General features: G+C 72.3%; 9 protein-coding genes. 4 read left to right on the top strand and 5 right to left on the bottom strand.

The window, feature by feature from the left end; genetic code table 11:
* Positions 1-135: 135 nt before the first annotated feature.
* Positions 136-717 carry a helix-turn-helix domain-containing protein gene (locus ABZU52_RS30750; RefSeq protein WP_354974432.1) on the bottom strand — a complete coding sequence of 194 codons (582 nt, stop codon included), beginning with the start codon at positions 715-717 and terminating at the stop codon, positions 136-138.
* Between the two features lie 220 nt (positions 718-937).
* Between ABZU52_RS30750 and ABZU52_RS30745 the strand changes: the two genes are divergently transcribed.
* From ABZU52_RS30745 to ABZU52_RS30735, 3 genes are all read left to right on the top strand, one after another.
* Entirely contained in the window at positions 938-2,404 is a 1,467-nt protein-coding gene (locus tag ABZU52_RS30745; protein ID WP_354974431.1) for an MFS transporter, read from the top strand.
* A 104-nt stretch (positions 2,405-2,508) separates the two neighbouring features.
* Complete coding sequence (locus ABZU52_RS30740) at positions 2,509-3,495, top strand: SEC-C domain-containing protein (protein ID WP_354974430.1); 987 nt, start codon at positions 2,509-2,511, stop codon at positions 3,493-3,495.
* Between the two features lie 248 nt (positions 3,496-3,743).
* Complete coding sequence (locus ABZU52_RS30735; protein WP_354974429.1) at positions 3,744-4,151, top strand: hypothetical protein; 408 nt, start codon at positions 3,744-3,746, stop codon at positions 4,149-4,151.
* Positions 4,152-4,471: 320 nt separating this feature from the next.
* Here the strand turns inward: ABZU52_RS30735 and ABZU52_RS30730 are convergent, their stop codons facing one another.
* Positions 4,472-4,735: a DUF6244 family protein gene (locus ABZU52_RS30730; protein ID WP_030489032.1), complete on the bottom strand. Its 264-nt coding sequence runs from the start codon at positions 4,733-4,735 to the stop codon at positions 4,472-4,474.
* 481 nt (positions 4,736-5,216) lie between these two features.
* Between ABZU52_RS30730 and ABZU52_RS30725 the strand changes: the two genes are divergently transcribed.
* Positions 5,217-5,774 carry a hypothetical protein gene (locus ABZU52_RS30725; RefSeq protein WP_354974428.1) on the top strand — a complete coding sequence of 186 codons (558 nt, stop codon included), beginning with the start codon at positions 5,217-5,219 and terminating at the stop codon, positions 5,772-5,774.
* 4 nt (positions 5,775-5,778) lie between these two features.
* Here ABZU52_RS30725 and ABZU52_RS30720 read toward each other — a convergent pair whose 3' ends face one another.
* From ABZU52_RS30720 to ABZU52_RS30710, 3 genes are all read right to left on the bottom strand, one after another.
* On the bottom strand, positions 5,779-6,216 hold the full coding sequence (locus ABZU52_RS30720) for a hypothetical protein (protein ID WP_354974427.1): 438 nt from the start codon (positions 6,214-6,216) through the stop codon (positions 5,779-5,781).
* Positions 6,216-7,184 carry a hypothetical protein gene (locus ABZU52_RS30715; RefSeq protein ID WP_354974426.1) on the bottom strand — a complete coding sequence of 323 codons (969 nt, stop codon included), beginning with the start codon at positions 7,182-7,184 and terminating at the stop codon, positions 6,216-6,218. Before ABZU52_RS30715 ends, ABZU52_RS30720 begins: the two co-directional genes overlap by 1 nt.
* Positions 7,185-7,186: 2 nt before the next feature.
* Positions 7,187-9,170 (bottom strand): FtsK/SpoIIIE domain-containing protein (locus tag ABZU52_RS30710; RefSeq protein WP_354974425.1); only part of this gene is annotated, 1,984 nt, incomplete at its 5' end.

Genomic DNA, 9,170 nt, shown 5'->3' with positions numbered 1-9,170 from the left:
GCTGGCCGACCGCTGCCCGGCCGGGGGGCCGTCAGCGGGACGCGGCCGGCTCGGTCGTCAGCGCGGCGCGGCCGGCTCGGTCGTCAGCGGGGCGCGGCCGGCTCGGTCGTCAGCGGGGCGCGGCCGGCTCGGTCGTCAGCGGGGCGCGGCCGGTGGGCGCAGGCCGTCCAGGGCCACGCCCAGCACCCGGTCACGCTGCTCGGGTGACGGGAACTGGGCCATGGTGAGGCCGCTGATCAGCCGCACCACGTCGTCGAAGCCGATGTCGTTCCGGACCACACCGGCGGCCTGCGCCCGACGCATCAGCGGCTCACCGGCGGAGAAGATCTCCGTCCGGCAGCTGGTGAAGATCTCGGAGTCGTGCAGCAACTGCTCGGCGAGCGCCCGCTTGGTGGCGACGTACGCGACGAAGCGGTGCAGCCAGGCGACGAGCGCGTCCCAGGGTGGCAGCTCGGCCAGGCCCTCGGCGGAGTGGCACAGCTCCCGGACCTCCTCGACGTAGACGGCCTCGAACAGGTGCCGGCGGGTCGGGAAGTTGCGGTAGAGCGTGCCGATGCCCACCCCGGCGCGACGGGCCACGTCCTCCAGCGAGGCGGCGGCGCCGTGCTCGGCGAACGCCTCGCGTGCCGCCGTGATCAGGGCGTCGTAGTTGCGCCGCGCGTCGGCCCGCTTGGGCCGCCGGGCGAAGACCTCGGGCGCCTGCCCTGCGCTGGTCATGACGTGCGTCACCTCACCCTGGTTGCATCCGGAGGCAACCCTCCGCTAGCTTAGTGGAGGCACCCCTCCGGAATCCCCGGAGGCCTGCCTCCGGTTAGCTTACCTCGGCATCCGCCCGATCGTTGCCTGGCCACCGCGATCGCCCGGACCCGACAGACAGCCCGTCACAGACGACGGGTGAGACGCCTCCATCCCGTACGTAATCAGGGAGTTTTCTCTCGTGGCAGTGACCTCCCGACGCAGCTCGCGTCGGTTCACCTTCACCGTGCTCGCGGCCGGCGCCGGGTTCTTCGCGATGCTCCAGTCGCTGATCACCCCGGTTCTACCGACCATCCAGCAGGACCTGCACACCTCCCAGAACACCGTGACCTGGGTCCTGACCGCCTACCTGCTCAGCGCGTCGATCTTCACGCCGATCCTCGGACGGGTCGGCGACATGATCGGCAAGGAGCGGATGCTTGTCGTCTCGCTCGCCGCCCTCGCCGTCGGCTGCCTACTCGCCGCCATCGCGCCGAACATCGGCGTCCTCATTCTCGCCCGGGTCGTGCAGGGCATCGGCGGAGCGGTCTTTCCGCTGTCGTTCGGCATCATCCGCGACGAGTTCCCGGCCGCCCGGGTCTCCACCGCCGTGGCCGCCATCTCGGCGATCGTCGCCGTCGGCGGCGGGCTGGGCATCGTGCTGGCCGGCCCGATCGTCAGCACGCTGGACTACCGCTGGCTGTTCTGGATCCCGATGGTCGTGGTCGGGCTGACCGCCGTGGCCGCGCACCTGTTCGTGCCCGAGTCGCCGGTCCGTACCCCCGGACGCATCGACTGGCGCGCCACAGTGCTGCTCTCCGGCTGGCTGGTCGCGCTGCTGCTACCGATCAGCCAGGGCGCCGCCTGGGGCTGGACCTCCACCCGGGTGCTCGGTCTGCTGGCGCTCGCCGTGGTGCTGCTGGTCGGCTGGCTGGTCACCGAACTGCGGTCCAGCAACCCGCTGATCGACATGCGGATGATGCGCCTGCCCGGCGTCTGGACCACCAACCTGGTCGCCCTGCTCTACGGCGCGTCGATGTTCTCCGTGTACGCGTTCCTCCCGCAGTTCCTGCAGACCCCGACCGCCGCCGGCTACGGCTTCGGCGCGAGCATCAGCCAGGCCGGTCTGCTCATGCTCCCGATGCTCGTCGCGATGTTCGTCGCCGGTCTCGTCGCCGGCCGACTCCAGGCCGTCTTCAGTGCCAAGGCGCAGCTCGCCACCGGTGCCACGTTCAACGTGGCCGCCTCCGCGATGCTCGCCACCGCGCACGACACCCGCTGGGAGGTCGCCGTCGCCGGTGGCCTGGTCGGCCTCGGCATCGGCCTGGCGTTCGCCTCGATGGCCAACCTGATCGTGGCCAGCGTGCCCGCCAGCCAGACCGGCGTGGCGACCGGCATGAACGCCAACATCCGCACCATCGGCGGCGCGATCGGCGCGGCCGTGGTCAGTGGCGTGATCACCGCCCACCCGCAGGCCAACGGCCTGCCCCGGGAGGCCGGCTTCACGACGGGGTTTCTCGTCCTCACCGCGATCGCCCTGGCCGCCGCGCTCGCGGCCCTCACCGTCCCGTCCGCCCGGCGGGCGTCGGCCGGTCGCCGGCCGTCCACCGCGACGATCGTCGAGTCCGAGCTAGCCGGCGAGTTCGCCACCATGCCGGCGACCCGCTGACGGTTCGTGTCGCAGCCCGGGCGATTCGCCGCCCGGGCTGCGCCATGTCCCGGAGTACGCTGGCCGCTCCCCCCACCCACCGTCTCGTCTTTCAGGATGCGCCCATGTCCGAGCTGCTGACCGCCGACCGCATCGAAGAGATCGGCGCCCTGGGCACCGAGAGCCCCGACCCGGCCGCGCTCGTCGCCGAGCTGGTGGGCGCCGTCGACGAGGGGCGGGTCGCCGACCCCGACGACACCGGGTACGCCCTGCTGGTCGCCGCGGACATCCTGGAGCAGGCCGGTGACCTGGCCGACGCGCTCGCCCTGGCCACCCGCGCCATCGCCGAGCAGCCGGACGACAACGCGTACGCCCGAGCGGTGCGCGGCGGCCTGCTGCTGCGCCTCGGCCGCTCGGACGAGGGCATGGCCGAGCTGACCGCACTGCGGCCGCTGCTGGAGACCGACCCCGAGGCCACGTACCTGATCGACGAGCTGGCCGAGTCCGGCCACGCTGAACTGGCGCTGGAATGGCTCACCGAGGCGCTGGACGCCATCCTGGAACGGACCCGGACCCAGCAGTACGCGTCCGAGGATGCCCAGGACGAGGCCGCCGCCATGATCTACGGCCTGGTCCAGCAGCGGCACGACCTGCGCGAAGAACAGGGCCTACCCCACGACGAGTACGACAACCTCGCCGACCGGCTGCGCGCCGCGACCACCCACGCGCTCGACGCCCTCGACGACGGCCCGGCGACGCTGCTGTTCTGGCCAAAAACGGAGTTCGACGCCCTGCTGCTGCGCTGGCCCACTCTCATCGAGAGGTATCCCGCCACCTGGGACGAGCACCGTACCCAGCTCGAACGCACGTTCGTCGAGGCCTCGGGTCTGGGCGGCGCCGACCTGGGCGTGGTCGTCGGCACCGTGGACGGCCTGGCGGCCTTCGCGCGGGACGCGGGCAGCGACCCCACCGACGAGGAAACCCTCGACGAGTACGCCGACAGCCTCGACGAGTCGAGCCTGACAGCCTGGCCGCCCGGCCGCAACGACACCTGCTGGTGCGGGTCCGGCGCCAAGTACAAGAAGTGCTGCCTGCCGCGCTCGCGCGCCTGACCTCTCTCCCGCCGCGTATGATCGACGCCCCGCTCGACCGTCCAGACGCGACGATGGAGGCGATGGCGTGACCACACCCGAGCAGCACGACACGGTCGAGGACAGCCCGGTCGGCTGGGTCGCCAGCCACATTCGATGCTACGTACAGACCGACGGCACGCGCGCCCGTCGTCGATTGATGTCCGTAGCTGCCGCTTGGGTCTAGGGTGACCGTAGGTAAGCACCCCACTCCGGCAAGGAGGACCCTCGTGCGCCGCATCATCACCACCATCGCACTGCTCGGACTGACCCTCTCCGTCATGCTGGCGCCGACGCCGGCAAGCGCGGCGAGCAGCGTCGACGTCACCTCCGCGACCCTCGTCGCACGCGGCGTCGCCGTGGACCTCACCCTCACCGTGACCTGCCAGGCCGGCTTGTCCGGCGCGTCGGAACTGGTCCTTCGGCAGCGGTCGGGCGATCACGTGGCGTACGGGACGGGCTGGGCGCCGCTGAGCTGCTCGGGTGAGCCTCAGGTCGTCACGGGGCGGGTGTTCGCTGAGGCGGGCGGCTACGCCTTCAACCGGGGCGTGGCGCTCGCCAGCGGACACTTCGAACTGTGCGAACAGGAATACTGCGACTACCTGGACTTCAACAACACGGTCCGCGTCACCCGCTGAACCGCGTCGAGGGCGCTAGCCAGAAAAGCGGGATCTCATGATCAAGTGATGAGAAGTAGGTCAGAACCACGTCCGACACCTACTTTTCATCACCTGATCACTACCTCCGGTTCGATCAGCCCGAACCCGTCCCAGGTGTGCCTGTCACCCGGCTGCCTCAATCGCAGCCTCCACCTTGTCGTCGTTACCGCGGACAGGACGGCATGCACGTCTGCTGCTGAGACGTCGGCCCATCGTTCCTGATGGCCGAGGGACCGCAGACCTGATAACTGGCTTCGCTGCTGCGGGTGGTTGGTGGATTGCGCTGCCACCACCCGTGGTCAGTTTCCCAGCGCTCGGACCTTGGCGATCGTCTCCTGCACGTGCTGCTTGGCCGGGTCGCCACCCTGGGATGCCTGCGCGAGCGCCTGACGGTACGAGTCGATCATGCCGACCAGCGGACCAGCAGCCACACCCTCCAGAGCACCGGCTACGAGTGCTCGCGCTTCGGCCGCGTCCTGTGCTGCCGCTGCGGTCTTGGCCTTCGCCTCGTCCAGCTTCTGCGACGCCGCCGCCAACCTCGCGATGATCTGTGCTGCGCTCACGCGCACCTCCCCGTGGTCGACCATCGCCTCCACCACCGCACCGGCAGAGACCACATGGGAGCGTACGAGATCCGCGCACCCAGCGCGACCGCCCGCTCGCTTCCGCGTCACTCTCTGAGCGGTGGACGTCCCAAGCGAGCGATTCGGACGATTTGTGTCGACGAAACCCCGGCCGGATCCGGATGGCGCTCCAGATCTTGGACACTTTCCGTTACCAGCTAACGGAAAGTGTCCAAGATCTGGCGCGGAAGGGTGACCGAGAGGCGCCGGGCCGGTCGGACATTCAGCGTTCGGCGACGAAGACCCCCACGCCACCAACACCTTCCACCAAGCCCTCGATCTTGAGCGCGTTGATGGCCTGACACCCGACCAGGCGAATCACAGTGGAACCGCCGACGGCAGGCGCGTTGCCGGGCTCGGGACCACGCCGGAGCGCGAAGCCTCATAGACTCGGTGGCGGCTGACTACGGGGGGACGTGGCTTGACGGCGCAGAAGACAGACACGACATCGGCTGGGCGTGGTCGCCGGGCTCGCGCCATTGGGCTGTCCGGCGGTCTCATCGGGCTTCTCGCCCTCCTGCTCGTCGTCGCCGTCGCGACCGGTGACGGGCAGAGCATCCTCAGCAGCCTCCAGTCGTCCTCATCGGCACCGGACGCGCCCACCCCGACCCAGGAATCTCGGGCACCATTCGACCGGGCCTGCATCGCCAGGACCAAGGGCCAGGACGCGGTGGCGTACTTCCAACGGGACATCCCCGAGGGTCGATGGGGAGAACTGGTGCGCGGCACCGCCTCGGCGACCAGTGAGCCGTACGTGCTGTGGCTCTTCGACGCTCAGTGCGAACCGCACCGGGCGGTCGAGGTGCCAGCGCGGACCAGTCGCACGTTCAGGGCCCAGCTGGGTCAGGTCTGGTACTACGCCGAAGCGTCAGCGGGGCGGCCCGTCGACGGCTGCGCCTGCCGCGTCTTCAGCCCCTCGAACAGCGGCGCCGAGCAGAGGTTCAGCGACGCCGGCAGCATCACCTACGACCTGGGTTAGGCCCCTACGACAGGCTCCCGTGTGCGGTGACGGCCAGTCGCCAATCCGGCGTTGCGAGGGTGGGCAGGTCTGGGGCCACGACAGGCTCCCCGCCGGGCGCGCAGACCCCGTACACCTGCGGCGCGACTGCCTCGGTGAGGAGCTGGTCGAAGTGGAACGAGCCTTCGAAGCCGAGCCAGACCACTGTGTCGCCGGCGGCGCAGGCGACCCGCAGGCAGTGGGCCAGGTAGCGGTGCAGGAGCGGTGGCAGTTCGTGGAAGACCAGGTCGTGCTCGGTGACGCAGGCGTACGGTTCGTCCCGCTCAAGGGCGTAGGTCTGCACGTCGAGCGGCACGACGCCGCCGTCGGCGAGTTCCGGCACCCGGGCCGGGACGCCCGGCACGAACACGCTGATGACCGGCTGCGCGGCGAATCGCAGACCGGATGCCAGGTCGGCGGTCATCAGCGCAGGCCGCGGACCAGGAGCAGGTAGGCGCAATAGCCCATCGGCACCAGCAGGAAGCAGATCAGGAAACCCAGCGGCAGGTAACGCGGCGGGGTGCCGGCGACCATCGCGGGCCGCCCCCACCGGCCCAGCACCAGGTACCCACCGAAGAACGCCACCGCCGGCAGCCCCGCGCAGATCCACGCGCCGAGGGTGAACCCGTCGACCAGGCCCACCCCGGAGGCGAGCACCAGCATCAGCATGAGCACCCCCGCAGCAGCCCCGCAGCCGGCGTAGACGGCGACCGCGCGGGCCAGCGGCGACCACGTCGGCAGCAGCACCGGCCGCTGGGCCAGCAGCTCCGCCTGTTGCCCGTGCCGGTCGGCCTCGTCGGCCATCCGCCGGGCCAGCTCCAGCTCCACCGCCGGGTCGACCGCCGCCGCGCGCTGCGCCGGCACCCCACCGCCCGCCGGGCTCACCGCCGTCGGCAGCGCAAGCCGCGCCTCCCCCGCCGGCAACTGGGGGTACGCCCCGACCCCCGCCCGCCCCGGCGCGCCGGCTGCGCCGGCGGATTCCCCGTCCCCGGCCCCGGGCGCGGTGGAGGGGCCGGACCCCGCAGCTGAGCCCGAACCAGAGCCGGCAGCCGAAACCGAGCCGGACCCCGCAGCGGAGGCTGAACCGGAGCCGGACGGCGGGCCAGGCCAGGTGGTGGCATCGCCCGGCGCCCCCGTTCCCTGGCCAGGGTGAGGGCCAAGGCCAGGGCCAGGGCCAGGGCCAGGGGCTGGGGGTGGGGGTGGTTGGTCGATGCCGATGGCTCGGCCGAGCTGGTCGAGGCGCTGCCCCTGGGCGGTCAGCCGCTGCTGGAGGTAGTCGACGGCGGCGTGCAGGTCGCGGCGACGCGCGGACTCGGCGGCGGCATGCTGTTCGCCGGCGCGGTGCTGCGCGGAGAGTTGCCGGGCCAGCGCCGCGTACTCCTCGAAGGACACTGTCAGCGTTCCCCGTCCGGGTCGTGCCCGTCGCCGACGAACGGGACGATCAGCCGGGTCCGCTGGTCGTGCCGGTCGATCAGCAGCGCCCGGTCGGGGCGGGGCGTGTAGGTCAGGTCGTGCGCGCCGAGGTGCAGGGCCAGCTCGGCGCCGGGCACGTTGAGCGCGATCAGGCAGGCGACGTCGTCGCGGTTCTGGGTGCCGCCGAGGTCGTCGGCGAGCCGGCGCAGCCCCCGCCACCAGCCGAGCAGGTGCACCCCGTGCGCGGGGCCCTGGCGCAGGACGGTACGCAGGTCGTCCAGGCCGGAGCGGAACGTGCCGGGGTCGGTGGCTCCGAGGACGGGCGCGGCGGCGTCCATACCGAACACCACCAGGTATTCGCGGCCGGTGGTCTCGGCGGCCAGTGCGGTGATCCGGTCGCGCAGCCCGGCCGCGTCGAGGCGCTGGACCGGGTGGCCGGCGGCCCGCAGCAGCGTCTCGGTGTCGTCGGCGACCGGGTCGGCGGCGGTGACCAGGCAGGCCAGCTGAAAGCGCGCGTCGCCGGGGGTGTGCTGTCGGGCCAGGCTGAGGGTCGCGGCGCGCAGCACGTCCGCGCCGGTCGGTGCGGTGCCCACCACGGCGAGGTGCCGGCCGGGGGTGGTGTCCATCAGGAACAGTGCGGTGGTGCCGTGCACGTCGACGGTTCGGCCGACCAGGGCCATCGGGCGTCGGCCGCCGGGGCGCAATCCGGCGAACGTGGGATCGTCCTCGATCCGCGCGGCTTCGTACCCCTTGAAGACGGCGGGTGCGCGCGAGCCCGGCGGGCGGGCCTGCCACAGCTCGTGGCGCAGCGCGGCGAGGTCCGCCGCGGCGGCGTGCGCGTCCGGGAAGCGCAGCACGGTGTCGGCGCCGACCGCGCCGGCTGCGGTGTTGACCACGGCGGAGCCGACCGGCAGGGCCGCGGCGGCGTCGTTGAGCTGGTCGAGCACCCCGCCGCCGCCGGGCAGCGCCACCCGCAACGCGAACTGCCCGAAGATCGCCTCGGCCCGGCCGTAGAGGGCTTCGATGCCGGTCATGCTCTGACTGGCGAGCACCAGGTGGATGCCGTACGAGCGGCCCTTGCGGGCCAACTCCTCCAGCAGGTCGACGGACTCGCGGGCCAGCGCGTCGTTGCCGGCGAGCAGCACGTGGAACTCGTCGATCACGGTCACGATGCGCGGCAGTGGATTGTCCCGGGGCAGGTCGGCGAGCTTGGTGACGCCGTGCCGTTTGAGCGCGGTGGCCCGCCGCTGGGCCTCGCGGCGCAGTTCACGCAGCACCGCGAGACCGTACTCGCGGTCGGATTCGATGCCGACGGCACGGGCGTGCGGCAGCCAGGACGGGTCCCGACCGGTGGGCACGAACTCGGTGAAGCTCACGCCCTCCTTGAAGTCGAGCAGGTAGAGCTGCAACTCGGCCGGCGAGTACCGAGCGGCGAGCCCGTAGAGGACGTCGAGCAGGAAGACGGTCTTGCCGGCGCCGGTGCGCCCGCCGACCAGCCAGTGCGGGGTGGCGTCGTCGAAGGCGAGCGTCAGCGGGGTGCCGGAGGCCGCGGTGCCGGCGGTCCGGCCGATCACCGTACGCAGGCCGTTCCCGGCGGATTCGGCCCAACGCCGCTCGGGCAGCAGGTCGGTGAAGGGCAACGCGTCGGCGCGGCGGGTGGCGGTGCCGAGGTGCTCGGCGAGCGCGCGGACCGAGGCGGGCGGCGGGTCGCCGTCGAGCAGGACGGGTGCGGCGAGCCCGCTGCCGTCGGCGCTGAACGGGGTGCCGGGCGGGTCGCCGACGTGCGCGTACCCCTGACTGAGCCGGACCGCGGTGGTGCCGCCCAGCGGCGGCGCGGTCTCGCCGGGCAGTCGGGACGGGTGGCCGGCGAGCAGCACGCACACGGCGGCGGCCGGGCCGGCGGGGGTGAGCGCGGCGAGCCGGGCGAGCGCGCGGGGCGGCGGCGCGGCGGTGGCGAGCACCACC

Origin of the sequence: Micromonospora sp. NPDC005220 (assembly GCF_040607895.1) — a bacterium.
Lineage (GTDB): Bacteria > Actinomycetota > Actinomycetes > Mycobacteriales > Micromonosporaceae > Micromonospora.
The sequence above is the reverse complement of the archived record's forward strand: the minus strand, read 5'-3'. Positions and strand labels throughout refer to the sequence as shown.

Bases quoted from the DNA above. Each gene is read 5' to 3' on its own strand.
- ABZU52_RS30750 (WP_354974432.1), bottom strand. From the start codon at position 717: ATGACCAGCGCAGGGCAGGCGCCCGAGGTCTTCGCCCGGCGGCCCAAG.
- ABZU52_RS30740 (WP_354974430.1), top strand. From the start codon at position 2,509: ATGTCCGAGCTGCTGACCGCCGACCGCATCGAAGAGATCGGCGCCCTG.
- ABZU52_RS30720 (WP_354974427.1), bottom strand. From the start codon at position 6,216: ATGACCGCCGACCTGGCATCCGGTCTGCGATTCGCCGCGCAGCCGGTC.